Below are 26,260 nucleotides of genomic sequence, written 5' to 3' on the forward strand. Positions count from 1 at the left end.
TCGAAACTGGGGGGCGCCGACCGGCGTCCCCCAGTTTCACTTTCAGGCGCGCATCACGGTGGCGATCGGGATCCGGGCCGCGCGGACGGCCGGGATCAGGCCACCGAGCAGGCCCGCCACCAGGCCCGCGATGACCCCCGCGACGCCGGCCTGCCAGGGGAAGCTCACGTCGTGCAGCTGCGGCGCCCGCGAGGAGAGCAGGCGCGCGCCGACGTCGAGCGCGAGCACCCCGACGCCGATCGCGGCGGCCGCGGTCAGCAGCCCGGTCAACAGCGTCTCGGCCAGGACGATGCCGGCCAGCAGCGAGCGCGGGGTGCCGACCGCCCGGCGCAGCGCGAACTCCTCGACCCGCTCACCGACGGTGGCGAGCCCGACGTTGAGGATGCCGGCGACGCCGATGAGCAGCACCAGCCCGGCCATGCCGAGGAAGATCCAGCGGATCACCGCCAGCTCGTTGGCGATGTTCTTGCGCTCGTTGACGATCTGGACGTTGATCATGTCCTGGGGTACGCCGAGCGCGGTCAGCTTGCGCACGACGAGGGCCTCGGTCTCTCCGGCGCCGGGCGCGAACATCAGTTGCAGGCCGGGGCCGTACATCTGGTTCGCCACCGGCTTCGGCATCCAGTTGCGCATCTCGTCGACCCGCACATAGGCGGTCGGCTGGGGGTTGCCGTCGTCGATGACGCCGATGATGCGGGGCGTCGGGTTGGCGGTCGCGCCCTCGACCCGCATCTCCGCGGGAACCTGGTATCGGTTGAAGCCCTTCGCGGCCTCCTTGTTGAGCACCAGGCGCGGTGAATAGGACGGGTCGCCGCTGAAGTCGAGCCAGTCGCCGGTGACGGGCCGGAACGGGCGGAACTGCCGGATGTCGCCGGTCAGGCCCTGCAGCACGACCTCGATCGCCTGGCCCTTGGGCTGCTGCGAGCCCGGGTCGGGCTGCACGGGGCGGCACTCGCCGGTCATCGGGTCGCAGTACACCTGCATGCCCGGGCCGTAGTAGCCGCCGTCGCTGCTGTCGAACGGCGCGGCGCCCTGGTTGATCGGCAGCACGTTCGGCTCGCCGATGATCGCCTGGTAGCCCATGAGCCCGACGGCGCCGGGCTTGCCGGCCACGGTGGTGAGGGCGGCGTCCATCGCGTCGGGCAGCGGCGGCACGTACATCTGCCTGGTGCCGTCCTTGCCCGCGTGCAGCTCCAGGTCGGCGAGGCGCAGCGTCTTGGCCGTCTCGGCGCCCGCCTGGACGGTGACGACCGCCAGCACGCCGAGGAAGAGGCTGATCATGGACAGGAAGGTGCGCAGCTTGCGCGACCGGATGCCCTGCCCGCCGATGATGAGCGCCGACCGGAACCGCCCCGACAGCCTGATCATGTCAGCACCCCGTTGTTCAGGGACAGCACGCGTTGCATCTTCGCCGCGTGGGCGTGGTCGTGGGTGACCAGGATCAGCCCGCAGCCGCGGTCGGTGGCGGCGCGCATGACCTCGATGACGAGGTTGCCGGTCTCGGTGTCCAGCGCGCCCGTGGGCTCGTCGGCGAGCAGCAGCTTCGGCTGCCGGACCAGGGCCCGGGCGACCGCGACCCGCTGCTGCTCACCGCCGGACAGCTTGGCCGGGCGCTGCTTGGCCAGGTGCGCGATCCCGACCAGGTCGAGCGCCTCCAGCACTCGGGCCCGGCGGTGCCGGCGCGGCAGCCAGCCCTGACCGTTGACCAGCGCCATCGCCACGTTCTGCGCGGCGGTGAGGTGCTTGAGCAGGAAGAACCGCTGGAACACGAAGCCGAACCGCTCGCTGCGCAGGGCAGCGGCCCTGCGTTCGGAGATGCGGGCCAGGTCTCGGCCGTCCATGAAGTACTGCCCGCCGTCCGGCCGGTCGAACAGGCCGATGAGGCTGAGCAGGGTGCTCTTGCCGGAACCGGAGCGGCCCAGGATCGCGACGCTCTCGCCGGACGCGACGGACAGGTCGACGCCGTCGAGGATCACCCGGGGCTCCTGCTGGCCCTTGAGCGTCTTGGTGATCCCCACCATCTCCATGAGCGGACTCATTTGGTGAATCCCGGCATCGGCTCGCCGCCACCGTTGTTCTTGGCGGCGGGCAGGTTCGGCCCGGGCACGGCGACCGTCTCGTCGCCGGTGAGGCCGCTCTTGATCTCGATGACCTTGCCGTCGCTGAGGCCGAGCGTGACCTCGACGGTCTCCTTCGTCTGGTCCGCCTTGATCACGTCGACCTTGCCCTTGCCCTGCGCGCCGGCGACCGCCTCCACGGGCAGGACAAGGGCGTTCGTGGCGCGGGCAGTGATCACCTCGACGGTCGCCGCGGCGCCGTTGATCGTCTTGACGTCGGCCGGCGGCACGCACACCAGGCGCATGCCCGTCGGCTCGGACGGCTGCTGCGGCTGGCCGACGACCTTCGGCGGGGCGGCCGTGGGCGGCGCCGACGGGTTGGGGGTCGGGGTGACCGGCTCGGGGATGGTGCCGGCCGGCAGCGCGGCGAGCGTGCCGAGGACCGTGCACGGGAACGGGCCGGGACCGCTCTTGATCTGGGCCTGCACCGACTCGAGCTTGTCGGAGATCTGGTACGCCTGGGCGCCCTCGATGTCCGCGACGACGCCGTAGCCGGCCTGCTTCGCCGACACGATCGGCATGCCGGCGGTCACCTTGGACCGGTCGTCGACGAGCCGGCCGCTGAACGTGGCACCGGCCGGCACCTCGATCGGCGTGGCCTTGCCGTTGACCCAGATGTTGGCGACCTTGGTGGGCTTGGTCGGCGTGCTCGTCGCGGCCTTCACGTCGAGATAGCGGATCTCCCCGTCGATTGGCGCGACCAGGCCGAACGTCGGAGTCAGCTGCACCTTGCCGCTCAGGCTCACCTTGTTGGCCAGGTCCTGGCGGGTCGGCTTCACCGTCGTCATCGTGACGCCCCGGTCGGCGAGCCCGGGCGTGCTCACCTCCTCCGGGCCCGATGCCGTGCAAGCACCCAGTGCACTCAGCGCACCGGCGGCGGCCACCGCGAAAAGGATTCGTCGCACCCGGGTTCACCCCCAGCAAGGATCGAAGTCCGGCAAAGGGTAGCGGTCGTCAGGGTGAGGCGATGCCCCGTCATGCATCCGATTCGGGTGAGGAAATGTACTGAAGATGACAGCGTTCCGAAGCAACCCCTCCGGCTCTGTTGCCGGTCATGCAGGCGACCGCCCCGCGCCGGTGCCGGTGCGGGGCGGTCGCTCTGGAGCGCGTCAGACCTTGTAGGTGAAGGTCGACGCGGGGGCAGCGGCGCTGGTGCCACCCTTGGTGATGACCTGGATCTGCACCGTGCCGGGTGCGCGCGGCGGCAGGTACACCTTGAGCCTCGTCTCCGACAGCTTCGCGTAGGAGACCACGACACCGTTCGAGGTGACCCGGTCGACCGTGGCGAAGTTGGCGCCGGAGACCTCGACCGTCGTCCACGACCTGGTGCCACCGGCCGCGGGGGTCACCGCGGCCACGGACGGGGGCGGCGGCGCGATGTAGGTGAACGGCGTGGCGGTGCCCTCGACGACGCCGCTGATGGTGGTGACCCTGATCGTCGCCGGCCCGGCCGGGTGGACCGGCATCGTGACCTTGAGCTGGGTGTCGGAGATGCGCTGGTACATGGCGCTCACGGTGCCGACCCGGACGGCGGTGACGCCGCTGAGGTTGGTGCCGGTCACGACGACGGGCGTGGTGGTGTACGTCGGTCCGCTGGTCGCGCTCAGGGCCGTGATCGTCGGCGCGGGCGGGTTGACGATCGCGAGTTTGCCGGCGGCGACCGTCGCGCTGACGCCGGACGGCGTCACCACCGTGACGTCGTAGATGCCGGTGACGAGCTTCGCCGGCACGGTGAACGCGACAGTCGTCGGCGACATCACCTTCACGTTGGCGGCGGCGTTGGCGCCGATCCGGACCGTGGTCGCGCCGTCCAGGTTCGCCCCGGTGACCGTCAGGACGTCGCCGCCGATCACGGACGCGCTCGCGGCGCTGAGGCTGGTCACGACGGGCAGCGGCGGCTGGTACAGGAAGCGCGCCTGCGAGTTCAGCGCGCTCGCCCCGGCGGCGTTGATGACGGTCACGTCGACGGCGCCCTTGGCGTGCGGGGGCGTCGTGGCGACCAGGGTGGTGACCCCGTTCGCCTCGACCTTGCGGAACTGGGCTGCGGTCTCGCCGAACTTCACCGCCGTGGCGCTGCTCAGGTTGCCACCGGCGATGATGACCTCGGTGCCACCCGTGACCGAGCCACGGACCTGCGACAGCGTCGACACCGACGGCCGCGGCGCGGTGACGGAGGACGGCGTGTTCACCCCGCTGATCGTGTACGCGGCCTGCACGTTCTTGTTGACGAAGTCCCACCCGAGGTGCGCGTCGCCGGCGGCGCCCCACGAGGTGCCCCACTGGTTGCGGATCCACAGGCCCTCGGCGTCGTACCCGTAGGCGGTCACCATGTGACCGCCGAGGTTGGCCCCGGTCGTCGTCTTGTAGAGGGTGTTGCCGGTGAGGTACATGAAGTCCTTGAAGACCGGCATGCCGATGGCGACCGGCGAACCGGCGGCGATCGCCGTCTCCAGCGCGAGCTGCCCGGCGGTGCCCTGCCCGGCACCGGCGAGCAGGGTGGTCCACTTGGCGACCCTGTAGTTGCGGGCGTTGGCGATCTCCGTGGCGGTGGGCTGGATCGTGTAGTTGGTGGTGCCCTGGACGTAGTCGTCCTGGGTGTCGACGCCGTTCGTGGCGGCCTCGGTCAGCGCCTTCTCCGGCTGCAGGCCCGTGTTCGGCGCGCCGCTCTTCTGCACCGAGCGCATGTACAGGTACAGCGGCGCGTACGGGGCGCCGGCCGCGTTGTCCTTCTTCGCGTAGTAGCCCATCAGCGAGTGGGCGATGGTCCAGGCCACGCACGAGGCGATCTGCCCCTGGTCGCCGACGGCCGGCAGGTTGGTCTTGACGCTCGCGCTGTCCGGCAGCGCGGCGGAGACGCCGATCCTGTGCTTCGCGTCCGTGCGGGTCGTCGGAGCGGTGAACCCGCCGACGGCGTGCGGCAGGCCGGCGTTCGGCTGGGTTGCCGCGGCCGCCGGGGGCACCGCCACGAGGGTGCCACCGGCCGCCATCAACAGGCCGAAGGCGGTGCGGACGATGATTCGTGCTCCAGGGCGCATCCGTGCTCCTCAAAGTCGCTGACCGCGTCGTGCCTGCCATCGACTCCGCCGGGGGCGGCCTGAGGCGTTGCCGCGAAGACCACCCGGCCGGTGTCCACCGGCCGGATGACATCCGCACTAGGCTGCGGGACCATGCCGGTGATCGCGCTGCTCGCGGCAATGGGGGCCTTCCACGGCCTCAACCCCGGCATGGGCTGGTTACTGGCGGTCGCCAACGGGGTGCAGGAGCGCAGTCGGGCCGCGGTGCTCCGGGCCCTGGCGCCGGTCGCCGCCGGGCACGCCGCCTCGATCTTCGTCGTCGCGGGCCTGGTCAGCGCCCTGCAGTCGGTGGTCGCGACCAGATTCGTGGCGATCGGCGGCGGCGCCGTCCTGGTCGGCTTCGGCCTGTGGCGGGCGGTGTCACGCCGGCACGTCGGCGCACCCGGGCTGCACCTGTCCGCGGCCCAGCTCGCCGGGTGGTCGTTTCTCATGTCGAGCGTCCACGGCGCCGGCCTCATGCTCGTGCCGGTGCTGGTCGCGAACCCGCCCGCCGGCGCCGTATCCGGTCATGCGCACGGCGCGGGCGGCGACCCGCTGTGGATGGGCTTCCTGGCCACGGGCGTGCACACCGCCGCCATGGTCACCGTCGCCGGCGTGATCGCGCTGGTCGCCTACCAGGTGGTGGGCTCGCGGCTGGAGCGGCTGGCCCGCGTCGACCTGGACACCGTCTGGGCGGTGGCACTGGTCGGCGCGGGCGTCGCAACCGTCGCGGCGTCCTACTAGCCGATGTCGGTGACCTGGATCGACTCGCTCAGGGGGTGCACGCCGGGCGAGGGCATCCGTACCCACGCGACCCGGACAGTGCCGCCGAGCCAACCGACGCCGAGCGGGCCGGGGCGCAGCTCCTTGCTGACGGGGCCGCCGCTCACCGGGAACGGGGTCACCTTGCCCGTGGCGACGTCGATCTTCAGCAGGCTCACGGTCGCTTGTTCGTCGTCGCCGCCCTTCACCGCCATCGCGAGGGTCCGGCCGTCCGGGGACAGCCTGGCCGGCCACGCCGTCCGGCAGGACCACTCGGGCAGGCCGGGCAGATGCACGGTGAACAGTTTGCGGCCCGTGGCCAGTTCGGTGGCCGTCAGGTCGCAGGACTGCTCCGGCACCGAGAACAGCAGCCCGCCCTGGACCGACAGCCTGGTGGTCGCCCGGTCGGGCACCGAATTCAGCGCGGAGAGCGGCTGCTCGGCCCCGGTCTGGAGATCGTGCGCCACGATGCGGCCCGGGGTCCGGTACAGGTAGGCGGTCGTCGCGGTCGCCCCGATGAGCTCGACGTCCTGGCCCTGGACGCGTACCTCACGCTGCTGGGTGATCCGTCCGTCGGGGGTGAGGACCAGCAGCCTGATCGCGTAGTCGGTGACGTCGGGGCCGTCCTGGCGCTGGACGCCGGGCTTCAGGTCCTTGCCGCCGAGCACCACGAACCGGCCGTCGTCGAGCGCGACCCACGAGCGGACGTCGTCGACGACCGCCGGGACCGGGGTGGCGACGAGCCGCTGGTCGGGTCGCATCTCCAGCATGCTCCGCACGTCGTAGACCGTGACCTTGCCGCCGTTCTTGTCCTGCCCCAGCGCCCAGCCCACGTCGAGCGGCAGCCGTTGCGGCTTCGCTGCCGGCGTTTCGGGTGCCTTGCTTTCCGGCGTCTGTTGCACCTGGGCCGGCGGCTGCGGTTGTTCGTGCCGCTGGGTGAGCGTCACTGTCGCGCCGGACGCCGCGACGACGGCCACCATCGCCGCCACCGCCACGGCGGTGCGGCGTCGCTTGTTGATCCGGTGGCGCCGCAGCACCGTGGAGAGATCGGAGCGGCTGTCGGGGACCGCGTCGGCCGCCCGGCGCACCGTGGCGGCGATGTCATCAATCGTCATGACTGCTCCTCACCCAGCGCCTGGCGCAGCTCGGCGAGGCCGCGCGCCATCCGGCTCTTGACGGTCCCCTCGGCGACGCCGAGGACCGCGGCGGTCTCTACCGTGGACAGGTCCAGCAGGACCCGGCAGACGATCACGGCGCGCTGGGGCAGCGGCAGCCGGCGCAGTGCGGCGAGCGCGCCGGCATGCGAGTCCGGCCCGTCGACGCGGGCGCCCGTCTCCGTGGACGGCAGCGGGCGTTCCCGCCGGACCTTGCGCCACCAGGAGGTGGCCCAGTTGAGTCCGACGCGGAACGCCCATCCACCCGGGTTGTCGTGGTCACGGACCTTGCCCCAGTGGGCGTAGGCGCGTGCCAACGCCTCGTCCGCGGCGTCGCGGGCGAGATGCGGATCGCCGAGCGTGACGGCGAGCGCGCGGTAGAGCCGATCGGCTTCGGCCCGGTAGAACGACTCGAAGTCGTCGACCGGTGCCCTGGACATCGCTGTCATTACTGGCGTCCCCACAGCACACACACGCATGAGGACACCGCCGCGTTCCCTACTTTTTCAGGGCCGTTGCCACCGCCTGGGCGAGCGTCGTCGTCGGGCGCCCGATGAGCGCCGACAGGTCACCGGTCGCCACGTCGAGGCTACCCTGCGCAATCGACACGTCGGCGGCGGCGAGCAGGCGCGCAAACCCCTCCGGCAACCCGAACCCGATCAGTGCCTGCGCGTAGTCGTCGGCCGGCAGGTCCTGGTAGGCGACCTTGGTGCCGGACTGCGCGGTGACCTCGTCGGCCAGGTCGGCGAGGGACATGGTCGCGTCGCCGCCGGTCTCGTAGATCTTCCCCGCGTGCCCGTCGCCGGTCAGGACCGCCGCGGCGCCGGCGGCGAAGTCCTCCCGGGTCGCGGGGGCCACCCGGCCCGCACCCGCGGCGCCGAGGATCACCCCGTGCTCCAGCGCCGTGGCCAGGCTGGCCGTGTAGTTCTCGAAGTACCAGTTGTTGCGCAGGAAGGTGTACGGCAGGCCGGACGCGACGATCAGCTCCTCCGTCGCCTTGTGCTCGGGTGCGAGCGGGTTGGTCGAGGTGTCCGCCCGGGTGATGCTCGTGTACACGATGTGGCCGACCCCGGCCCGCACCGCGGCGTCGACGACGGCCCGGTGCTGCTCGACCCGCCGGCCGGCCTCGTTGCCGGAGATGAGCAGCAGCCGGTCGGTCCCCTCGAACGCCGGCACCAGCGTCTCCGGCCGGTCGTAGTCGGCCAGCCGGACGTTTTCGCCGCCGGCTGCGGCTGGATTGCGGACCGCGGCGGTGACCGGCACGTTCTTGCTCTGCAGTGCGGCGACAACGAGACGGCCGAGCTGGCCGGTGGCACCGGTGACGGTGATGGTCATGAGAACTCCCTCGTCCTAGTTACTCTCTCACAGTAAGCACTAACTTCTAGAAAGTGCAAACCTTGAGTTACCGTGGTCTCATGTCCTTCGAGAAGCTGGTGTTCGACGTCTTCGCGAAAAACTGCACGTCGCGACCCGTCATGGACACGGTCACCAGCCGGTGGGGCATCCTGTCGCTGGCCGCGCTGCTGGACGGCACGTACCGGTTCAATGAGCTGCGCCGCCGCGTCGACGGCGTGAGCGAGAAGATGCTGTCGCAGACGCTGCACGCCCTCGAGCGGGACGGTCTGGTCCTGCGCACGGTGCAGAGCACGATCCCGCCGCGGGTCGAATACAGCATCACCGACCCCGGCCGCCGGATCGCGACCAAACTCGCGGAGCTGATCGACCTGCTCCAGGCGGCGATGCCGGACATCTCCGCCGCGCAGGCCCGCTACGACGAAGCCCGCTAGATTGCTGTTGCGTGCGCCTCGATCAGCTCTGCGACCCGCAGCAGGGGGCCGAACTGTGCCGGGATGCCGTCGGGTGCCCCGATCCGCCCCGGCACGAAGGTCATCAGCTCGTCACCCTCGACACTCCAGTCCGGCAACCGCCCCGCGACGTGCTCCGCGACCAGCGGCCCGCCGAGCACGGTCCTGACCAGGCGCGGGTCCGGGGCATTGACCCGGTACGCACGGTCGAACGCCTCATATCCGACCGCGGTCGCCTTGTCCCCGAACAGCGTCCGCCACAGCTTCGACCCACCGCCGCGCCGGTGCACGGCCACCGTCGGCCGCGGCATCCGCAGCCGCACCACCACCGCGACATGATGATGGGTGGTGCTCGTCGTCTGGCTCGCCCCGTTGGCATCGGTCGACGTCGACGTCGTCGTGTGCGAGTAGTCGCCGATGCCCACCGGCCGCCCACCCAGCGTCCCGAACAGCGCGAGCGACACACCCCGCCGGTTCCGGCCGGGCATCCGCCGTCCCCATTCGACCTGCGGCCGGTCCACCACCTGCCAGCCGTGCCGCTTCGCCCAGAGCCGCAACGCCTCCCGCCGCTGCCGCTCCCGCCGCGCCGCCACCACCGCCGCGACGACGATCAGCGCGACGGCCACCCCGAAGCAGGCGACGACACTCACCACGATCGCCGAGGGCTCCATGAAACCCACGCTAAAGTCCCCGTGCCAGTTCCGCTTTCCACCGCGTCTCGAGGACCCGCATGCACCTGTTCGAGTCCCTGATCGAGCCGGCCGCCGCCCTCACCGTGACCGCGGCGGCCACCGCCCGGCACTGCTACGGCGGACTGCCCGGCCTGCCTGACGGGACGGACTGGCCCACGTACGGCGGCACCCCCATGACCCTCCTCGCCCTCCTCGACTGCGCCGACCTCGCCGCCCTGCTGCCGGAGACCTGGACCCTCCCGACCACCGGCGCTCTGCTCTTCTTCCACGAGGACGCCTTCACCGCTGGTTCTGCGTTGCACGGCGACCCGGGGCACGACGACGGTTGCCTGGTGCTGCACATGCCCGCCGGGCTTCCCCCGCGGCCCGCCCCGGCCGGCGTCCAGGTCATCCCGCCGCTGCCGCTCGCCGCGAACCGGGTCGGGTCCGTCCCGCCGTACGACGCCCCCGCCCTCCTCGACGCCTTCACCACCGACCCGGTCGCCGCGATGAACGCCCGCGACCTGGCCGAGGACACCGCCGGCCGGCCGCCCCGGCACCAGGTGCTCGGCTGGCAGCGGGACGCCTTCCTGCACCTGCCCGGCCTGCGCCCGCTGCTCCAGCTGGAGGCCGAGCCGGGCACCTCCTGGGGCGAGGTCGTCAACGTCTCCTTCTGGCTCCCCGAAGCCGACCTGGCCGTGGGCCGCCTCACCGCCGCCCGCCGCTACCTCGAAACCGCCTGACCATTTTTTTGTTCGACCGAAGGACCCCCGCATGCCACTCCCAGCCGACTTCTGGGACGACGGCGAATACGCCCTGACCTACGTCTCCGGCCCCCCGTCCGACCCGCTCATCGCATCGGTCGAAGCGGAACTCGGCTACCGCCTGCCGGCGTCCTACGTGGCCCTGATGCGCACCCACAACGGCGGCCTTCCCCGGCGCCCCTGCTGCCCGGCACCGACCCCCACCACCTGGGCCGAGGACCACATCGAGGTGCACGGCATCATGGGCATCGGCCGCGACCTGCGGTACTCCCTGGCAGGCGCGGGCGGCAGCCACTTCTGGATGGAGGAGTGGGGCTACCCCGCCATCGGCGTGTACTTCGCCGATTGCCCCTCGGCCGGCCACGACATGATCGCCTTCGACTACCGATCCTGCGGCTCCGGCGGCGAACCACAGGTGGTCCACGTCGACCAGGAACGCGACTACCGGATCACGGTGCTGGCACCGGACTTCGCCACCTTCGTCGAGTCCCTCCGCCCGGAGCGGGACTACGACGAGGAACTCTGACCCTCCATGCCTGTCGCCGCCCCGCCCGACAGCCGGTCGGGCGCGGTCCGGGGCGCTGCCTGCCCCGCCCGGGTTCCTTAGGCTCGATCATGGCGGGTCGATCGCAGTCGTCCCCTGGTCGCGCGGGCGGCCGGTCCGCGACCTCGATCTGTGCAAGGTCTTGTCGAGCGGTTGGCGACGCGACAAGCCGAACGATCTCCGGGCCAGGTGCCCAGGGACCCCTCATGAGCGAAGGACACGTCTGCGCGGATGGCGTGCGACCGGCCGGGCGGCGGCGTGCGCCTCGGTTCGGTGAGGGATCCCGGCCGCGGCGCTGATCCTCGCGGAGTCGGCGTCGTTGGCGGTGGTTCGTCCCCGAGATCCTGTGGCAGCGGCTCGTTGCGGTCCTTGGTGAGGGTAGATCCGCGTGGAGTGAATCCGGGTGCCGGTCCTCGGGCTCGGTGGTTCGCGCAGCCTCCAGCCGCGCGGGGCAGGTGGCGTGGTTGCGGTCCGTCACCACACCAGCGGAGGCGACCAATGGCGCGACCCAGCCCGACCCAGCCCGGTGCGGCCCGACCCAGCCCGGTGCGGCCCGACCCAACCTGGTGCGGCCCGGTGCGGCCTGGCCCAACCTGGCCCAACCTGGCCCAACCTGGCCCAACCTGGCCCAACCTGGCCCAACCCGGCCCAACCCGGTGCGGCCCAGCCCAGCCCGGTGCGGCGGGGTACGCGCGAGGCACGGCGGGGTGCGGTCCTGTCCAAACCGTCCCAGTGCGGCGCGGCGCGGCCCGACCTGGTGCGGCCGGCGGTGCTGGCTCGGTGGCCCCGGACGTCGCGCCTTGGAATGTGCGATCTCCGCTGGAACGTCTCGCCCGAGGCCACCCGCATTCGTTGCCTAACCTGCGATCAGGAGCGCCTCCAAAGCGTCCATGGCGCCGGGGTGGGATTCGAGCAGGGCCTGGACCGTGGACCCGCCGGGTGTGGCGGGCGTGTCGACCAGGTCGAGGTCGAGCCAGCCAGGCCCTTCCCCGCCGTCCCCCGGCACGCCGAGCAGTCCGGCAACGTCGTAGCAGGTCGACGGGTGTCCGGCCAGCAATCGGAGCACCGGCATCGCCGCGTCCCAGCGCGCCGAGCCCGGACCGAACCCATCGCCGCCCAGTCCGCCCGGTCCACCCGCAGCATCGGAACCTGCCCAGCCCGCAGGCCCGCCTGCGGACCCGGCAGAACCGGCACCAGAGCCCGGGCGTGGTCCGGCGGTTCCTGATGAGCCCGCGCCGTGGGCCGGGGTGCCGGCGGTGCTGGTCCACGGCGGGACCCAGGCGTCGACGGCGGGGAGCGTGGCGGGGAAGGTGCGGCCCGCCTCGCGGATCAGGATCGGCACCAGCTCGCCCGCCTGGTCGCGCAGGGTGGTGATAAGGGTCGGCAGCCAGGGCAGCAGGACCGGGTCGGGCAGGTGGGCGAACGCGTCCGACATCACCTCGACCACGAAGGCGGCCAGCTTCGGCACCGGCTCCAGCGCCTGGACGAAGCCGCTCAGGTACTGCGGGAACGTCGGCACGACCAGCGGGTTGCCGAGCAGGTCGGCGCACCGGGCCCGCAGGTCCGCCAGCGGCAGCAGGCCGAGCTGGTGGTGGGCGGCCCAGAGCAGGGCGACCTTGGCCGGCGACTCGGGGTGCGACTGGCGGACCGCGATCTCGAGCTGGGCCCGGTCGCAGCCGAGGGACAGCGCGAGGCCCTCCATGGTGAAGAGGAAGCCGAGCATCGCGCCGACCTGCCGGACGCCGGTCTCGTCGTCGACGAAGGCGGTCGGCAGCAGGGTGCAGTAGTGCGCATAGCCGGCGGTGACGAACGCCCCGCACCACGCGGGCAGCTCCGGCTCCGTGGCCCGGTAGTGCGCGAGGAGCCGGCGGATGCGGCGCAGCACGTCGGGGGCGTCGTCCACGGTGCGCTCGGCCGCGAGCAGTTCGACGGCCCGGGCGCCGAGCTCGTCGGTGAACCGCCGGCTGCCGAGGAACAGGATCGAGTCCTCGACGGCGCGCAGGGCCACCGCCGCGGTGGCGTCGGGTGCGTACACGGACCGGCGCAGCCGCCGCTCGACGACCTGCTCGACGGTGACGCCTTCGTAGCCCAGCTCGATGATGTACCGCTGGTGCTTGCCGATGGAAAGGTCCCAGCTCTCCTGGATGGAACGCTCACCGAGCCGGCGGGAGCCCATGATCGGGCGGACGGCGCCGTCGGGCAGCAGGTAGCGCAGCATCCACAGCAGGTGCGAGCAGGGGGTCAGCTCCGGGCGGCCGTTGAGGTCGAGCAGCGCCCGCTGCACGGTGCTCTTGCGCAGGTCGAGGCCGATCGGGGTGAGCCGGTCGTAGACGTCGCGGGCGAGGGGCGGCAGGGCGTCGTAGCCGACCTGGCCGACCCGGTCGCCGCCGAGCAGGATCTCGCAGAGCCGCCGCACGTCGCGCCGGCCCGGGATGACGTCCTTCTCGATGCAGGTGACCGCCGCGTCCTGGAAGTCATACGGCGTGGGGCGGGCCCGGTTGCGCATGCCGGCCAGCAGGATCGACGTCTCGAACACGGCGATGGCGTCCGCGGTGCTGGCCAGGTAGCCGTTGCGGCGGGCCAGCCGGACGATGTCGACGCACCAGCCGAGCAGCTCCTCCTCGTCGAACCCGTGCAGGTCGGGCGGGCTGGCCAGGAACTGGGTCAGCTGGTCGGCGACCGGGCCGGCCTCGACCGCCGCGGCCGCGGGGCGGGCCGCCCGTTTGCGGCTGCCGCGCTGGCCGTCGAGCTGAAACGTGGCGAGCTTCGAACGGCTGACCGCCTTGGCCCAGGTCGCCGCCGCGATCGACACGGAGCCCGAGGCGAGCCCGAACTGGCCTTCGATCGCGGAGTGGCTGGACGGGATCAACCCGTAGAGCCACTTCGTCGCGGTGCGTGGGGTGATGTCGAACGGGGCCGCGTCGGGCCCGGTGCCGAACTGCTCGACCCGGCTGGCGGCGTGGAAGGCGCCGCACACGTAGAGGCAGTCGGACCGGTCGACGCCGGACGTGGCGAGGTGCTCCCGCATGCGCGTCCACATGTAGCGCTCGCGGTCCTCGTCGACGGTGACCCGCTCGGCACCGCTGGGCGCCAGCCGCCGGAAGAGGCTGCCGATGAGCACCATGACCTGCCGGTAGGTGGCGTAGTCGGCGTCGACGAGCGGCTGCTCGACATACTGGTCCCACCACTCCGACCAGTGGCGCACCTTGCCGTGGTGCAGCAGGTGCGTCTCCAGCTCGGCGAAGCGCGGCCGCAGGTCGCCGATCTCGATGCCGACCGCGTCGCCGTGCAGGTCACCGGCGTCGTCCTCATCCGAGGAGTCTGCGTCCGACGGGGTGGCAGGCGTGCGCGGCTGCCACTGGAAGACGTGGTCGGTGGAGCGGTCGACCAGCACCAGCTCGACGCCCGGGGTGTCCAGCGCGTAGGCGATGGCCTGGTATTCGGCCGAGGCCTCGGTGATGGGCGCGATGACGCTGAGCGGGCCCCAGTCCTTCGGGAACGTGTCCAGCTCGGACGCGAACGCCTGCAGGGCGACCGGCAGCCGGCAGTTGCGCAGCTCCGTCAGCAGCGGCGTGAGGTCCTCGCACAGCTCCAGATAGATCACCTTGGGCTGCTTCTCACGCAGCCTGCGGACCATGGCGAGGGCGGACGCCGGCGAGTGGTGGCAGACCGGGAAGATCTCCAGCTCCTCGCGCAGCGCCCGGTCGACGTCGTCGACGATCCCGGCCAGGATGTCGGGCACGGCGCCCGGCGAGGCGGCGAACGCGGTCGCCGCCTCGACGAGCTGTTGCCGCAGCGCCCCGAAAGGCTCGCTCATGACAGGGTGGCGATCGCCTCGCGGCCGCCCTCGAGGAAGGCCGACCAGTCCCCGCCGTCCTGCTTGCTGCGCGGCTCGACGACCCCGTGCCAGTACTTGTTGAGGATCGCGAGATCCTCGGGGCTGCGCCGGGCGAGCGAGCCGACGAGCGAACCCGCCAGGGTCTGCGCGCGCAGCGTGCGGTCGCCGAAGAAGGTGCTGTGCAGGATCGCGTCCTCCAGCACGCCGATCTGCTCGGCGGTCGACAGTGCCGACTCGAGCTTCTCGTCGTCGCTGGTCGCCGACGCGGCCGCGGTGCGCAGGTCGGCGAAGCTCTGCAGCAGGATGTCGAGCAGGTTGGGCGGCACGTCGAGCTCGATGCGGTGCCGGCGCAGCAGCTCCGAGGTGCGGAACCGGACGATCTCGGCCTCGCTGCGCTTGTTCGTCACCACTGGGATGCGCACGAAGTTGAACCGGCGCTTGAGCGCGGAGGACAGGTCGTTGACCCCGCGGTCCCGGCTGTTGGCGGTCGCGATGATCGAGAAGCCGGGCTGCGCGAAGACGATGTTGTCGTCGTCGAGCTCGGGGATCGACACGTACTTCTCGGACAGGATTGAGATGAGCGCGTCCTGGACGTCGCTGGTGGAGCGGGTCAGCTCCTCGAACCGGCCGATGACGCCCCGCTCCATCGCCGTCATGATCGGCGACGGGATCATCGAGGCCCTCGACTGGCCCTTGGCGATGACCATCGAGACGTTCCACGAATACTTGATGTGGTCCTCGGTGGTGCCGGCGGTGCCCTGCACGACGAGCGTCGAGTTGCGGGAGATGGCCGCGGACAGCAGCTCGGCGAGCCAGCTCTTGCCGGTGCCGGGGTCGCCGATGAGCAGCAGGCCGCGGTCGGAGGCGAGCGTCACGATGCTGCGCTCGACGAAACTGCGGTCGCCGAACCACTTCTGCGACACCTCACGGTCGAGGCCGTCGGCGCGTTCCGAGCCGAGCACGAACAGGCGGACCATCTTGGGGCTGAGCCGCCACGAGAACGGCTTCGGCCCGTCGTCGATCGACTCGAGCCAGTCGAGCTCGTCGGCATACTTGACCTCGGCGGGGGCGCGCAGCATGTCGTCGGTCATGTCGGTCTCCTATGCGAGGAAGTTCTTGAGTTCGGTGACGAGCTTGCGGATGTGGCCGGACAGCACCGGCGCACCGAGATCCTTGAACCGCTGGCGGAACCAGGGGTTGACGCTCTGCTGGCCGCCGCTGCTGACGGAGCCGACCGGGATGAACTTGACCCCCGAGCGGTGCATCGCCTGCATCGAGTCGAACAACGGCTGGGACTGCGACTCGTAGAAGTCGGAGATCCAGACGACGACCGTGTTGCGCGGGTCGGCGACCTTCGGCTGGGCGAGCGCCATGGCGACCGTGCCGTCGGTGCCTCCGCCGAGCCGGGTGCGCAGCAGCACCTCGAACGGGTCGTGCACCCACGGCGTCAGGTCCAGGGCCCGCGTGTCATAGGCGATGAGGTGCACGTCGACCTTGGGCAGCCCGGCGAAGATCGAGGCGAGGATGGTGCAGTTGACCATCGCGTTGACCATCGAGCCGGACTGGTCGACGACCACGATCAGCCGGGCCGGCGTGGTGCGCTTCGCGGTCTGCTTGTAGAAGAGCCGGTCGACATAGAGCCGCTGGTCCTCGGGGCTCCAGTTGGTCAGGTTCTTCCAGATGGTGCGCTCGAGGTCGAGGTTGCGGTAGACCCGTTTCGGCGGCACCGACCGGTCGATCACGCCGGCGCTGCTCTGCTGCACCTGGGTGCGCAGCACCTCGGCGACCTCGTCGACGAACCGGCGGATCAGCGCCTTCGCGTTGGCGAGGGCGACACCGGACAGGTTGTCCTTGTCGCGCAGCAGCTGCTCGATGAGCGACATGCTCGGCGTCAGCTGCTTGGCGAGCGCCGGGTTGGCCAGCACCTCCCGCAGGTGCATCCGCTTGACCAGGTCGCCTTCGAGCCCGCCGAGAACGCCGGCGAGACCACCGGCGTTGGGCCGGCCGCGCAGCTCGCCCGGGTCCATGCCGAGGGCCCGCTCGAACCAGCCGGCGTCGGCCTGCCAGTTGGCCAGCTGGGTGGCGCTCACGTTGCCGCTGCCGGTGGCGAACACGTTGATGAGCAGCTTCGACACGAGCGCCGCGCGCCGGACCTCGTCGCCCTGCGGGGTGTCGTCGGCGGGCGCCATCAGCCCGTCGAACGCGCCCGCCAGGTCGGGGTGGCGCTGCACCAGGTTGTCCACGGAGACACCCGGGTCGAGCAGCGCCGCGGGCAGGCCGATGTCCTCGACGATGGCGACACTCGCGGACTCGAGGGCATGCTGCTCGTCGGCCTCGAAGACACGGGCCAGCATCCGCCAGTACAGAACCTGGCGACGGTTCTCATCGCTCATTTGCGCAGCAACCTTCCGGCCCGCTCGCGCAGCACCGCGACCGCGTCACCGGCCGCCGCAGCCGCCTTGACCACCTTCGGGTCGGTCGGGCCGAGCGCCCAGTCGGTGGTGTGCACCCCGACCGGCTGGCGCTTGACCATGGTGAGCACCGCGATCGGCTGCAGCGACCACCCGCCGTCGTCCCATCGCAGCAGCCCGATGCAGGCGTGCGAGGCGGCGACGAGCTGCGGGGTCAGCGGCCCGCACGACGGCAGCCGGTCCGTGTCGACCGCGATCGTCCGGTCCCCGAGGGTGAACGCCCCGTCCGCGGCCGTGTAGCCCTCGACGAACACCGGCTCGCTGATGCGGGCCGGGTGGCGCTCCAGCGGCGGCACCGCCGGGGCGGCCGCGCCGGCGAGCAGCACCCGGGCGGTGGCGAACGGGTCCGCCGGCGGCCCGGCCTTGGCCCGCGCGTCGCTCCACAGCAGGTCGCCGCTGTCGAGCAGCGGCAGGTCGGTGACGTCGAGCGTCAGCCGCTCCGCGAGCGCGCCCAGCAGCACCGGGTGCGCCGCGAACAGCCGCCACACGGCCGGGCCGACGATGGTGTCGACCTTCGGCGCGGCGACGCTGGTGCGCACCAGCCGCGGCGCGGCGCCCGGCGTCTCCAGGATGCCGTGCACCTGGATCTGCACGGCGGTGGCGTGCTCGTGCACGTCGGCGCCGAGGACCAGCAGCCGCCCGGTGACCGGCTCGGACGGGGTGAGCCGGCCGCCGTCCTGCGCGAGCAGCATCGCGCGGCTCCACAGGTCGCCCCACCGCCGGACCGGCAGCCGGTCCATGGTCGCGATCGGGCTGCACGCGCGCAGCTCGGCCGCGAGCCCGTCGAGCAGTGTCGCGAGCCGCCGCAGCCGCGGCTCGGCCAGCGCCGCCTCGATGATCTGTCCCGCGGCGGTGACCAGGTCGTGGTCGACGCCGCGCCAGCCGGTGATGGCGAGCTCCCGCAGCCACGACCGGCTCCCGGCCAGCAGGTTGGCCGCCGTGGCGGCGTCGCCGGAGCCGCCCGGCCACGACGCGCGGGTCCGGCCGAGCGCGGCGTCGGCCTGGCCGAGCAGCGCGTCGTGCACGGCCCCGAACAGCGCCGACCGGGCGCCGGCGAGGACGAACAGGTGCTCGTCGGAGATCGACCCGGCGGCGATCTTGTCGACGGCTTCGGCGACCCGGTCCCGCAGCGGGCTGCCGGCGAACGCGTCGACGAAGCCGCCGAACGCCGACGGCGACACCCGGGCCAGGCCGTCGACGAGACCCTGGTCGAGGGAGGAAACGAGATCCAGCGCCTCGGGCACACCCGGGGCGGGATCGGCGAGCAGGGCGCTGAGCTGGGTGGGAAGCATCAGCGCGCCGCCCCGACCGACGGGAACCAGTGCAGCTCGGGCACCGGTGACGTGGTGTCGGGCAACTCCAGATAGGCCAGGTGGCGCAGGAAACTGCTGAACACGGTCGCCGCCGGGGACGGCTCATGGTGCGCGCGCAATCCGGCGGTGAGGCTCCTGCCCTCCTCGACGTCGATGCGCAGATAGCGGGCGACCCGGTCGGCGCCGTATTGCAGCACCGCCTCGTCGAGCAGCGCCTGCAGGTGCTTGCACGGATAGGAGCCGCGCAGCCCACCGCAGGGCCGGTTGTTGTTGGTGCTGCAGCTCAACCCGTGGCTGCCGGCCCCGATCGAGGAGACATAGACCCGCTCCACGTCGGAGCCGCTCGACACGACTCCCTGCAACCGCCCGTCGGCAAGCTCGACGAACGGCACCTTGGCCAGCTTGCGGGGCTTCACCGGCGGGATGATGGGCGCCACCGAGCGCCTCTCCACGTCCACAGCCATCGACCTCCAGCGTCGGACGATCCTTGACGCCGGTAGTTCTACAGCATCGGTACGACAAAATTTTCGACGGCTTCGTTCAGGCAGCTCGGGACGTCTTCGAGGTGGTACGGCCACTCATCCGGCTCGATGTTTCGAGGAACCCGGCGTACACCACGGCACCCAGCAGAGGCGAAGTCGCCATGTTGATCCAGCGCAGGACCGCGGTCTCGCCGCGCAGGAACGCCGGCAGTTCCTTCAGCCACACCGTGCCGGCACCGGACCGGCAACCTCCGCCAGATAGGAAACCGCCCCGCCGAGCTGCGCCGGCAGCGACGTGGACAGCAGCCGCAGCACCGTGACCGGCAGCCCGGCGGCGGAGACCACCGAGGCGACCTCCGACCACCACGGCACCTCGACCTCGTCCGGCGGCAACGCGCCAAGCACGTCGCCGCCGGACGAGACGAGCACGAGCGTCACGACCCGCGGGTCAGATCGCGCTGGCATGCCCGGCGACCACTCTCCAGCCGGAGGCGTCGTCGTGCAGCCACGTGCGCGTGTACCGCAGCCGTCCGTCGAAATCGTTGCCCTTGAAGGTGCCCGCCAGCCGGCCGACGAACCAGGTCACCCCGGTCCGCCCGTCGACCAGCGAGAGCAGCTCCTCCTCCTGCACCGCCGTCATCTTCTGCGCGCCGGTGCGGTGCAGGTGGAGGTCGTCCTCCTTGTGGTACAGCACGCCGTCGGGGCCGGTGAAGACGAGCCGCTCGTCGATCAGCTCGTCGAGGACCGCCACGTCACCGGCCAGCTGCGCGGCCTGCAGGCGCCGCTCGGCAGCCAGCAGCGTCTCCACGGAGGCCGGCACGGTCACAGCGTGCGCGCCAGGCGGTCGGCCACCAGCCGGGTGAACCGGGACGGGTCGGTGAGCTCCCCGCCCTCGGCGAGCAGCGCGACGCCGTAGAGCAGCTCCGCCGTCTCGCCGAGACCCGGATTATCCGCATCTGCCAGGAACGCCGAACGCAAACCCGTGACCAGCGGATGCGTCGGGTTCAGCTCCAGGATCCGTTTGGTGTGCGGCATTTCCTGCCCCATCGCCCGATACATCTTCTCCAGCGTCGGCGTGATGTCGTGCGCGTCGCCGACGATGCACGCCGCCGACGTGGTGAGCCGCGAGGAGAGCCGGACCTCCTTGACGTCCTCCTGGAGCGTCTCGCCGAGCCAGGTCAGCAGCGGCGCGAACTCCTCCTGCTGCTCGGCGGGCGTCTCCGAGGCACCGAGGTCGACCTGCCCCTTCGCGATCGACTGCAGCGGTTTGCCGTCGAACTCGTTGATCCGCTCGACCCACACCTCGTCGACGGGGTCGGTGAGGATCAGCACCTCGTAGCCCTTGGCGAGGAACGCCTCCATGTGCGGCGAGTGCTCGACCATCGCCCGCGACTCGCCGGTCATGTAGTAGATGTCCTTCTGGTCCTCCTTCATCCGCGACACGTAGTCGCGCAGCGTGGTCAGCTCGCTGGACGCGGTGGACGGCAGGAGGAGCAGGTCGAGCAGGGTCTCACGGTTGTCGGTGTCGTCGATCAGGCCTTCCTTGAGCGCCCGGCCGAACTCGGCCCAGAAGGTCCCGTATCGATCCGAGTCCTTCTCACGCAGCTCGGTCAGTGTCGACAGCACCTTTTTCACGAGGCGCCGCCGCACGACCTGGATCTGCCGGTTCTGCTGCAGGATCTCGCGGGAGATGTTGAGCGACAGGTCGTGCGCGTCGACGACGCCCTTCACGAACCGCAGGTACTGCGGGGTCAGCGCCTCGCAGTCGTCCATGATGAAGACGCGCTTCACGTAGAGCTGCACGCCGTGCTTGCCGTCGCGGCTGAAGAGGTCGAACGGCGCCCGGGACGGGATGAACAGCAGGGCCTCGTATTCGAACGTGCCCTCCGCCTTCATGTGGATCGTCTCGAGCGGGTCGGTCCAGTCATGCGAGACGTGCTTGTAGAACTCGTGGTATTCCTCGTCGCTGACCTCGCTGCGGGGGCGGGCCCAGAGCGCCTTCATCGAGTTCAGCGCCTCGTCGGAGCCCTCCATGCGGATGGGCCAGGCGATGAAGTCCGAGTAGCGCTTGACGATCTCGCGGATCTTGCGGTCCGCGGCGTAGTCGTGCAGCTGGTCGTCGGTGTCCTCGGGCTTGAGGTGCAGCGTGACGGAGGTGCCCTGCGGCGCGTCGTCGGCCTCCTCGATCTCGTAGGTGCCCTCGCCGGTGGACTCCCAGCGGGTGCCGCCGGTGTGGCCGGCCCGCCGGGTCACCAGCGTGACCTTGTCGGCGACCATGAACGTCGAGTAGAACCCGACGCCGAACTGCCCGATCAGCTCCTGTTTGGCGGCGGCGTCCTTCGACTCGCGCAGCTTGCGCAGCATCTCGGCCGTGCCCGACTTCGCGATCGTGCCGATGAGCTGGATGACCTCGTCGCGGGACATGCCGATCCCGTTGTCCCGGACGGTCAGCGTCCGCTCCCCGGCGTCGACCGCGAGGGTGATGTGCAAGTCGTCGGTGTCCGCGACAAGATCCTTGTCGATGAGCGATTCGAGCCGGAGCTTGTCCAGGGCATCCGATGCATTGGAGATCAGTTCCCGCAGGAAGATGTCCTTGTTCGAGTAGATCGAGTGGACCATCAATTGCAGGAGCTGCCGCGTCTCGGCCTGGAACTCCAGCGTTTCGCTGCTCACGTGAAACCCCTTCCGTGAAGATGCCGCAGAAAAGAATACGTGGGCCCTGCGGTACAAAGGTGACCATGAGGCGGTATCTGCTCAGTGTGATCGAACCCAGTGAGGGCGAGCCCCCGACGCCGCAGGAGATGGCGGAGATCGAGGCCGACGTGGACGCGTTCGATCAGGGTCTCCGCGACGCCGGCGTGTGGGTGTTCTCGGGTGGGCTGCTCCCGCCCGGCACCGCCACCGTGCTGCGGCCGAAGGACGACGGCGTGCTGCTGAGCGACGGGCCGTTCATCGAGGGCAAGGAGCACCTCGGCGGCTTCTGCGTGATCGCCGTCGAGGACCTCGACGAGGCGCTCGAGTGGGCCGGCAAGGCGATGCGTGCCACGCGCCTGCCGATCGAGGTGCGGCCGTTCCGGTGACGGCGGACCCGGTCGAGCAGGCCTTCCGGGAGCAGTACGGCCGAGCGGTCGCCGTCCTGGTCCGCCTCCTCGGCGACCTCGACCTCGCCGAGGAGGCGGTTCAGGAGGCCTTCGCCGCGGCGGTCCAGCACTGGGCGCAGTCGGGCCCGCCGCCGAGCCCGGCCGGCTGGATCATCACCACCGCCCGCAACCGGGCCGTCGACCGGCTGCGCCGCGAGGCGAAACGCGAGGACCGGCACCGCGAGGCGGCCCTGCTGCACGCCGGTGACACCCCGGAGCCGCTCGACCGCCTCCGCCTGATCTTCATCGCCTGCCACCCGGCGCTGCCGACGACCGCGCAGGTGCCCCTCACCCTGCGGCTGCTCGGCGGGCTCACCACCCCGGAGATCGCGCACGCACTGCTGGTCCCGGAGTCGACCGTCGCCCAGCGGATCGTCCGGGCGAAGCAGAAAATCCGCGACGCCGGGATCCCGTTCCGCGTGCCGCCGGCGGAGCGGCTGCCCGAGCGGCTGCGGCCCGTCCTCGCCGTCATCTACCTGATCTTCAACGAGGGGTACGCGGCCAGCTCCGGCGACCGGCTGATCCGCGACGACCTGTGCGCGGAGGCGATCCGGCTCGGCCGGCTGCTGCACGAGCTGATGCCGGACGAGCCCGAGGTCACCGGCCTGCTCGCGTTGATGTTGCTCACAGAGGCGCGCCGGCCCGCACGGACGGGTCCCGGCGGCGAGCTCGTCCTCCTGCGCGACCAGGACCGCAGCCGGTGGGACAGACGCCTGGTTGCTGAAGGCCATCTGTTCGTCAGGCAGTGCCTGGCCCTCGACCGCCCGGGCGTCTATCAGCTGCAGGCGGCGATCAACGCCGTCCACACGGACGGGCCCGGCACCGATTGGCAGCAGGTGTTGCAGTTGTACGACCAGCTCCTGCACCTGTCACCGACGCCGGTCGTGGCGCTGAACCGTGCCGTCGCCGTCGCGGAGGTGACCGGACCGGCCGCGGCGCTGGCGCTCGTTGACGCCCTTGATCTGGCCCGCTACCACGTCTTTCACACCGTGCGGGGTGATCTGCTGCGGCGGCTCGGCCGCGAGCCGGAGGCCCGGGAGGCCTTCCGCCAGGCGGCCGAACTCGCCGGCAACGACGTGCAGCGGTCATACCTTCTGACACGTTGCTCTTCCGAACCGTGACAAGCGGTGGCACGCTCGAATGGTGAACCACGCAGCCTTGGCCGAGCTTCTCGCGATCGCCTTCATGGTCGCCGTCCTCGCCCTCGCGATCGTCGCGGTCCCCGCACCGAAGCGTCGTGACGGCGGCAACGCCCGCGGGATGAGCGCCGACCCGCGTGCGTGGCGCGGCAACTTCTACGTCAACCCCGACGATCCGGCGCTGTTCGTGCCGAAGCGCCAGGGCGCCGGCTGGACGCTGAACTTCGCCCACAAATGGACCTGGCGGCTGGTCTGGATCATGGTCGGTTCACTGGTCGCGGCCGTCGTCCTCAGCACGACCCTGGCGCACGACTGACACGGCCCGTTCCAGGCGGCGGGCCAGCGCCACGACCTCGTGGCGCAGTTCGTCGGGGCGGTGGACGGTGAAATCCCAGCCGAGGCCGGCCAGCATCTGTGCCATCCCGTCCAGGTGCTCGGCACGGCAGGCCAGCAGGACGCCGTCCGGATGCTCGGCGAGCGTGCCGACCGTGGCCGGGATGCGCCGGGCCGCCTCGACCAGTCCGGTGTGCAGCACCACCTCGACGTCGTGCTGGTACGGCACCGCGGCCAGCCCGGCCACCACATGCGCGACCGGGTCGAATCCGGCGAGCGGCTGGAAGTACACCTCCAGGCTCTTGATCGAACGGATCCGGTCCAGCCGCAGCGTGCGGACCTCACCGCTGCGATGGTCGTGGCCGGTGGTGTACCACCGTCCGTTGTGGACGACCATGCCATAGGGGTCGAAGTCCCGTTCGGTGTCGTCGCCGCGCCAGGACCGGTAGGTGACCCGGATCCGGCGGTGCGCGCGGGTCGCCTCACCGAGCGCGAGGAGGTGGCCGGCCGGCGGCGGCGTCGAGTCGCGGGCGGGCGCGGTGAAGCCGAGCGTCTCGCGGACCGCCTGGACCCGCTCCCGGAGCTTCGCCGGCAGGACCCGCTCGATCTTCGCGAGGGCCAGCGGCGTCGTCACTCCCTGCCGGGCGGCGATGAGCAGGCCGAACACGACGGCGACGGCCTCGTCGTCGGTGAACATCAGCGGCGGCAGCTTGTAGCCGGGCAGCAGCCGGTAGCCGCCATACCTGCCGCGGTCCGCCTGGACCGGCACGCCCAGGTCGACGAGGGTGCCCGCGTATCTGCGGACGGTGCGACCGTCGACCTCGAGGCGACGGGCCAGCTCAGGGCCGGTCAGGCCGGGCTGCGCCTGCAACAGCTCCAGCATCGCGAGGACCTTTTCGGTGGACTGCGCCACTCGCTCTTTATATCAGGGCGGAATCGGCCCGGATTCGGTTCTACGGTCGTGGCATGACGAACTTCATCCTGGTGCCGGGCATGTGGCTCGGTGGTTGGGCGTGGGACGCGGTCTCCACGCGACTGCGCGCGGCCGGCCACGACGTGACCGCACTGGACCTCGACATGACCGCCGAGGCGACCCTCGACACCCACATCGGGCAGGTGACATCCGCCGTTGCCGATACGCAGGATGTGGTACTGGTCGGGCACAGCTATGGCGGGCTGCCCGTTCGTGGCGCGGCCGACCGGATTCCCGGCCAGGTCGCCCGGGTGATCTATGTGGACAGCGGGCCGCTGCCCGACGGCGTCTCGCAGGCCGACATGGGCGAACCGGCCACAGTGGACGGCGAGTTCATCCCGCCGCCGTCGTTCGACCCGGCCGACGACCCACTGCAGTTCGCCGGACTCGACGGCCTGACGGACTCGATCCTCGCGCGGGCGGTCCCGCATCCGCTGGCCAGCGCCCGGCAGCCGTTGCGGCTGGACAGCGCCTCGCAGCCGCCGACCGACCTGCTGTGCACGACGTTCGCGGCCGCGGTCGTGCATCAGATGATCGACGCGGGCCATCCGTTCTTCAGCGGGCTCGACCGGCGGGACTACCGCGTCCACGAGCTGCCCACCGGGCACTGGGCGATGTTCAGCCGGCCGGACGACCTGGCTGCGCTGCTTGCATCGTTGGTGGCGGTTCCGGCCAGTTGACCGCGGGTTCCTGCCATCGTCGTGGCAGTTTCGGGGGTCGGCGGTAGGTTCTGGCCATGCGGACGGTCGCGGTGCTGGCGCTCGACGGGGTGATTCCGTTCGACCTGTCGACGCCGCTGGAGGTGTTCGGGCGGACGCGGCTGCCGTCGGGTGCCGCGGCGTATCGGGTCGTGGTGTGCTCGCCGTTGCGGTCGGTGTCGGCGGGTGGGTTCCGGCTCACCGACTTATCCGATTTATCGGTTATGCAGGCGGCGGCGCTGGTCATCGTGCCTGGTTGCTCCGACCCTTCTGCCGCGGTCCGGCCCGAGGTGGTGGACGCGTTGCGTTCGGCCGCCGCGGCGGGGACCCGGATCGCCTCGATCTGCTCCGGGGCGTTCATCCTCGCCGCGGCCGGCCTGCTCGACGGGCTCCGGGCGACCACGCACTGGGTCGCCGCCGCTGAGCTGGCTCGGGCGTACCCGGCCGTCACGGTCGATCCGGACGTGCTGTACATCGACAACGGCCAGATCCTCACGTCGGCGGGCGCGGCGGCCGGCCTGGATCTGTGCCTGCACCTGATCCGCCGCGACCACGGCTCCGCAATCGCGGCCGACGCGGCCCGGCTGTCGGTGATGCCGCTGGAACGGGAGGGCGGGCAGGCGCAGTTCATCGTGCGCGACCAGCCGCCGACGCCACAGGGCGCCGAGCTCGAGCCGCTGCTGCGCTGGATGCAGGACAACCTGGCCCGCGAGCTCACCCTGGACCGGCTGGCCGCGCGGGCGGGCATGAGCGTGCGCACCCTCAACCGGCGCTTCCGCGACCAGACCGGCACGACCCCGTTGCAGTGGCTGCACCGGGCCCGGATCCGCAGGGCGCAGCACCTCCTCGAAGCGACCACCGACCCGGTGGAACGGATCGCCGCTCAGGTCGGGTTCGGCTCGCCGACCGCATTCCGGGACAGGTTCAAACGCATCATCGGTACTGGTCCGCACGCATATCGGCGGGCGTTCCGGGGCGCGTGATCCGATTTTTTGTCGGTGGG

Annotated in this window: 27 protein-coding genes; 9 read left to right on the forward strand and 18 right to left on the reverse strand. The window is 71.3% G+C overall.

All coding sequences use genetic code 11. The features are described 5' to 3' along the window. Positions 1–42: 42 nt before the first annotated feature. From ACFPIJ_RS04285 to ACFPIJ_RS04300, 4 genes are all read right to left on the reverse strand, one after another. Entirely contained in the window at positions 43–1,368 is a 1,326-nt protein-coding gene (locus ACFPIJ_RS04285) for an ABC transporter permease (protein ID WP_380113261.1), read from the reverse strand. Next, on the reverse strand, positions 1,365–2,039 hold the full coding sequence (locus tag ACFPIJ_RS04290) for an ABC transporter ATP-binding protein (RefSeq protein ID WP_380113262.1): 675 nt from the start codon (positions 2,037–2,039) through the stop codon (positions 1,365–1,367). Before ACFPIJ_RS04290 ends, ACFPIJ_RS04285 begins: the two co-directional genes overlap by 4 nt. Beyond that, positions 2,036–3,022 (reverse strand): efflux RND transporter periplasmic adaptor subunit, encoded by a 987-nt coding sequence (locus ACFPIJ_RS04295; protein ID WP_380113263.1) that lies wholly within the window; start codon positions 3,020–3,022, stop codon positions 2,036–2,038. Before ACFPIJ_RS04295 ends, ACFPIJ_RS04290 begins: the two co-directional genes overlap by 4 nt. A gap of 204 nt (positions 3,023–3,226) precedes the next feature. After that, positions 3,227–5,152, reverse strand: coding sequence for an IPT/TIG domain-containing protein (locus tag ACFPIJ_RS04300; protein WP_380113264.1), 1,926 nt, complete (start codon positions 5,150–5,152; stop codon positions 3,227–3,229). A 132-nt stretch (positions 5,153–5,284) separates the two neighbouring features. Between ACFPIJ_RS04300 and ACFPIJ_RS04305 the strand changes: the two genes are divergently transcribed. Then, entirely contained in the window at positions 5,285–5,914 is a 630-nt protein-coding gene (locus tag ACFPIJ_RS04305) for a hypothetical protein (protein WP_380113265.1), read from the forward strand. On the opposite strand, the gene ACFPIJ_RS04310 is transcribed toward ACFPIJ_RS04305, so the two are convergent. The 3 genes from ACFPIJ_RS04310 to ACFPIJ_RS04320 are packed head-to-tail and all read right to left on the reverse strand — an operon-like array spanning position 5,911 to position 8,421. Continuing rightward, the gene (locus tag ACFPIJ_RS04310; RefSeq protein WP_380113266.1) at positions 5,911–7,047 is read right to left on the reverse strand and encodes a hypothetical protein; all 1,137 of its coding nucleotides are present in this window, start codon (positions 7,045–7,047) and stop codon (positions 5,911–5,913) included. The two genes, ACFPIJ_RS04305 and ACFPIJ_RS04310, sit on opposite strands and share 4 nt — an antisense overlap. Further along, entirely contained in the window at positions 7,044–7,526 is a 483-nt protein-coding gene (locus ACFPIJ_RS04315; RefSeq protein ID WP_380113267.1) for a SigE family RNA polymerase sigma factor, read from the reverse strand. The genes ACFPIJ_RS04310 and ACFPIJ_RS04315 overlap by 4 nt, the downstream gene beginning before the upstream one ends. Before the next feature lie 58 nt (positions 7,527–7,584). Continuing rightward, the gene (locus tag ACFPIJ_RS04320) at positions 7,585–8,421 is read right to left on the reverse strand and encodes an SDR family oxidoreductase (RefSeq protein WP_380113268.1); all 837 of its coding nucleotides are present in this window, start codon (positions 8,419–8,421) and stop codon (positions 7,585–7,587) included. A gap of 80 nt (positions 8,422–8,501) precedes the next feature. Between ACFPIJ_RS04320 and ACFPIJ_RS04325 the strand changes: the two genes are divergently transcribed. Continuing rightward, positions 8,502–8,873, forward strand: a complete 372-nt coding sequence (locus ACFPIJ_RS04325; RefSeq protein WP_380113269.1) for a winged helix-turn-helix transcriptional regulator — start codon at positions 8,502–8,504, stop codon at positions 8,871–8,873. Here the strand turns inward: ACFPIJ_RS04325 and ACFPIJ_RS04330 are convergent. Beyond that, positions 8,870–9,562: a hypothetical protein gene (locus tag ACFPIJ_RS04330; RefSeq protein ID WP_380113270.1), complete on the reverse strand. Its 693-nt coding sequence runs from the start codon at positions 9,560–9,562 to the stop codon at positions 8,870–8,872. The two genes, ACFPIJ_RS04325 and ACFPIJ_RS04330, sit on opposite strands and share 4 nt — an antisense overlap. A 59-nt stretch (positions 9,563–9,621) precedes the next feature. Here ACFPIJ_RS04330 and ACFPIJ_RS04335 point away from each other — a divergent pair, with 59 nt between their 5' ends. Both ACFPIJ_RS04335 and ACFPIJ_RS04340 read left to right on the forward strand, forming a co-directional pair. Continuing rightward, entirely contained in the window at positions 9,622–10,305 is a 684-nt protein-coding gene (locus tag ACFPIJ_RS04335) for a DUF1963 domain-containing protein (RefSeq protein WP_380113271.1), read from the forward strand. Positions 10,306–10,336: 31 nt separating this feature from the next. Next, a complete protein-coding gene (locus tag ACFPIJ_RS04340) occupies positions 10,337–10,852 on the forward strand; it encodes an SMI1/KNR4 family protein (protein WP_380113272.1) in 516 nt (171 codons plus the stop codon). 874 nt (positions 10,853–11,726) lie between these two features. Here ACFPIJ_RS04340 and ACFPIJ_RS04345 read toward each other — a convergent pair. From ACFPIJ_RS04345 to htpG, 9 genes are all read right to left on the reverse strand, one after another. Then, the gene (locus ACFPIJ_RS04345; protein ID WP_380113273.1) at positions 11,727–14,687 is read right to left on the reverse strand and encodes a DUF5682 family protein; all 2,961 of its coding nucleotides are present in this window, start codon (positions 14,685–14,687) and stop codon (positions 11,727–11,729) included. Then, entirely contained in the window at positions 14,684–15,799 is a 1,116-nt protein-coding gene (locus ACFPIJ_RS04350) for an ATP-binding protein (protein ID WP_380113274.1), read from the reverse strand. The genes ACFPIJ_RS04345 and ACFPIJ_RS04350 overlap by 4 nt, the downstream gene beginning before the upstream one ends. A 9-nt stretch (positions 15,800–15,808) precedes the next feature. Further along, the gene (locus ACFPIJ_RS04355) at positions 15,809–17,101 is read right to left on the reverse strand and encodes a VWA domain-containing protein (protein ID WP_380113275.1); all 1,293 of its coding nucleotides are present in this window, start codon (positions 17,099–17,101) and stop codon (positions 15,809–15,811) included. Continuing rightward, positions 17,098–18,471, reverse strand: a complete 1,374-nt coding sequence (locus tag ACFPIJ_RS04360; RefSeq protein ID WP_380113276.1) for a hypothetical protein — start codon at positions 18,469–18,471, stop codon at positions 17,098–17,100. The genes ACFPIJ_RS04355 and ACFPIJ_RS04360 overlap by 4 nt, the downstream gene beginning before the upstream one ends. Continuing rightward, positions 18,471–18,956: a hypothetical protein gene (locus ACFPIJ_RS04365; protein ID WP_380113277.1), complete on the reverse strand. Its 486-nt coding sequence runs from the start codon at positions 18,954–18,956 to the stop codon at positions 18,471–18,473. The genes ACFPIJ_RS04360 and ACFPIJ_RS04365 overlap by 1 nt, the downstream gene beginning before the upstream one ends. Positions 18,957–19,032: 76 nt before the next feature. Beyond that, complete coding sequence (locus ACFPIJ_RS04370; RefSeq protein WP_380113278.1) at positions 19,033–19,200, reverse strand: hypothetical protein; 168 nt, start codon at positions 19,198–19,200, stop codon at positions 19,033–19,035. Further along, complete coding sequence (locus ACFPIJ_RS04375) at positions 19,191–19,439, reverse strand: hypothetical protein (RefSeq protein WP_380113279.1); 249 nt, start codon at positions 19,437–19,439, stop codon at positions 19,191–19,193. Before ACFPIJ_RS04375 ends, ACFPIJ_RS04370 begins: the two co-directional genes overlap by 10 nt. Then, positions 19,423–19,794, reverse strand: coding sequence for a nuclear transport factor 2 family protein (locus ACFPIJ_RS04380; RefSeq protein WP_380113280.1), 372 nt, complete (start codon positions 19,792–19,794; stop codon positions 19,423–19,425). The genes ACFPIJ_RS04375 and ACFPIJ_RS04380 overlap by 17 nt, the downstream gene beginning before the upstream one ends. Before the next feature lie 2 nt (positions 19,795–19,796). Beyond that, a complete protein-coding gene (htpG, locus tag ACFPIJ_RS04385; RefSeq protein ID WP_380113281.1) occupies positions 19,797–21,647 on the reverse strand; it encodes a molecular chaperone HtpG in 1,851 nt (616 codons plus the stop codon). Positions 21,648–21,712: 65 nt separating this feature from the next. On the opposite strand from htpG, the gene ACFPIJ_RS04390 reads away from it, so the two are divergent. The 3 genes from ACFPIJ_RS04390 to ACFPIJ_RS04400 are packed head-to-tail and all read left to right on the forward strand — an operon-like array spanning position 21,713 to position 23,569. Next, the gene (locus tag ACFPIJ_RS04390; protein WP_380113282.1) at positions 21,713–22,054 is read left to right on the forward strand and encodes a YciI family protein; all 342 of its coding nucleotides are present in this window, start codon (positions 21,713–21,715) and stop codon (positions 22,052–22,054) included. Then, the gene (locus tag ACFPIJ_RS04395) at positions 22,051–23,235 is read left to right on the forward strand and encodes an RNA polymerase sigma factor (protein WP_380113283.1); all 1,185 of its coding nucleotides are present in this window, start codon (positions 22,051–22,053) and stop codon (positions 23,233–23,235) included. Before ACFPIJ_RS04390 ends, ACFPIJ_RS04395 begins: the two co-directional genes overlap by 4 nt. 22 nt (positions 23,236–23,257) lie before the next feature. Continuing rightward, positions 23,258–23,569, forward strand: a complete 312-nt coding sequence (locus ACFPIJ_RS04400; protein WP_380113284.1) for a DUF5808 domain-containing protein — start codon at positions 23,258–23,260, stop codon at positions 23,567–23,569. Here ACFPIJ_RS04400 and ACFPIJ_RS04405 read toward each other — a convergent pair. Then, positions 23,522–24,499, reverse strand: a complete 978-nt coding sequence (locus tag ACFPIJ_RS04405; protein WP_417323591.1) for a helix-turn-helix transcriptional regulator — start codon at positions 24,497–24,499, stop codon at positions 23,522–23,524. The genes ACFPIJ_RS04400 and ACFPIJ_RS04405 overlap by 48 nt on opposite strands. A 53-nt stretch (positions 24,500–24,552) precedes the next feature. On the opposite strand from ACFPIJ_RS04405, the gene ACFPIJ_RS04410 reads away from it, so the two are divergent. After that, positions 24,553–25,239: an alpha/beta fold hydrolase gene (locus tag ACFPIJ_RS04410; RefSeq protein ID WP_380113285.1), complete on the forward strand. Its 687-nt coding sequence runs from the start codon at positions 24,553–24,555 to the stop codon at positions 25,237–25,239. A gap of 56 nt (positions 25,240–25,295) precedes the next feature. Then, a complete protein-coding gene (locus tag ACFPIJ_RS04415) occupies positions 25,296–26,240 on the forward strand; it encodes a GlxA family transcriptional regulator (protein ID WP_380113286.1) in 945 nt (314 codons plus the stop codon). The last annotated feature ends 20 nt before the right edge of the window (positions 26,241–26,260 follow it).

Source organism: Dactylosporangium cerinum (genome assembly GCF_042653625.1).
Lineage (GTDB): Bacteria > Actinomycetota > Actinomycetes > Mycobacteriales > Micromonosporaceae > Dactylosporangium > Dactylosporangium cerinum.

Bases quoted from the DNA above. Each gene is read 5' to 3' on its own strand.
- ACFPIJ_RS04285 (WP_380113261.1), bottom strand. From the start codon at position 1,368: ATGATCAGGCTGTCGGGGCGGTTCCGGTCGGCGCTCATCATCGGCGGG.
- ACFPIJ_RS04290 (WP_380113262.1), bottom strand. From the start codon at position 2,039: ATGAGTCCGCTCATGGAGATGGTGGGGATCACCAAGACGCTCAAGGGC.
- ACFPIJ_RS04300 (WP_380113264.1), bottom strand. From the start codon at position 5,152: ATGCGCCCTGGAGCACGAATCATCGTCCGCACCGCCTTCGGCCTGTTG.
- ACFPIJ_RS04305 (WP_380113265.1), top strand. From the start codon at position 5,285: ATGCCGGTGATCGCGCTGCTCGCGGCAATGGGGGCCTTCCACGGCCTC.
- ACFPIJ_RS04310 (WP_380113266.1), bottom strand. From the start codon at position 7,047: ATGACGATTGATGACATCGCCGCCACGGTGCGCCGGGCGGCCGACGCG.
- ACFPIJ_RS04315 (WP_380113267.1), bottom strand. From the start codon at position 7,526: ATGTCCAGGGCACCGGTCGACGACTTCGAGTCGTTCTACCGGGCCGAA.
- ACFPIJ_RS04320 (WP_380113268.1), bottom strand. From the start codon at position 8,421: ATGACCATCACCGTCACCGGTGCCACCGGCCAGCTCGGCCGTCTCGTT.
- ACFPIJ_RS04325 (WP_380113269.1), top strand. From the start codon at position 8,502: ATGTCCTTCGAGAAGCTGGTGTTCGACGTCTTCGCGAAAAACTGCACG.
- ACFPIJ_RS04330 (WP_380113270.1), bottom strand. From the start codon at position 9,562: ATGGAGCCCTCGGCGATCGTGGTGAGTGTCGTCGCCTGCTTCGGGGTG.
- ACFPIJ_RS04335 (WP_380113271.1), top strand. From the start codon at position 9,622: ATGCACCTGTTCGAGTCCCTGATCGAGCCGGCCGCCGCCCTCACCGTG.
- ACFPIJ_RS04340 (WP_380113272.1), top strand. From the start codon at position 10,337: ATGCCACTCCCAGCCGACTTCTGGGACGACGGCGAATACGCCCTGACC.
- ACFPIJ_RS04345 (WP_380113273.1), bottom strand. From the start codon at position 14,687: ATGAGCGAGCCTTTCGGGGCGCTGCGGCAACAGCTCGTCGAGGCGGCG.
- ACFPIJ_RS04350 (WP_380113274.1), bottom strand. From the start codon at position 15,799: ATGACCGACGACATGCTGCGCGCCCCCGCCGAGGTCAAGTATGCCGAC.
- ACFPIJ_RS04355 (WP_380113275.1), bottom strand. From the start codon at position 17,101: ATGAGCGATGAGAACCGTCGCCAGGTTCTGTACTGGCGGATGCTGGCC.
- ACFPIJ_RS04360 (WP_380113276.1), bottom strand. From the start codon at position 18,471: ATGCTTCCCACCCAGCTCAGCGCCCTGCTCGCCGATCCCGCCCCGGGT.
- ACFPIJ_RS04365 (WP_380113277.1), bottom strand. From the start codon at position 18,956: ATGGCTGTGGACGTGGAGAGGCGCTCGGTGGCGCCCATCATCCCGCCG.
- ACFPIJ_RS04375 (WP_380113279.1), bottom strand. From the start codon at position 19,439: ATGCCAGCGCGATCTGACCCGCGGGTCGTGACGCTCGTGCTCGTCTCG.
- ACFPIJ_RS04390 (WP_380113282.1), top strand. From the start codon at position 21,713: ATGAGGCGGTATCTGCTCAGTGTGATCGAACCCAGTGAGGGCGAGCCC.
- ACFPIJ_RS04410 (WP_380113285.1), top strand. From the start codon at position 24,553: ATGACGAACTTCATCCTGGTGCCGGGCATGTGGCTCGGTGGTTGGGCG.
- ACFPIJ_RS04415 (WP_380113286.1), top strand. From the start codon at position 25,296: ATGCGGACGGTCGCGGTGCTGGCGCTCGACGGGGTGATTCCGTTCGAC.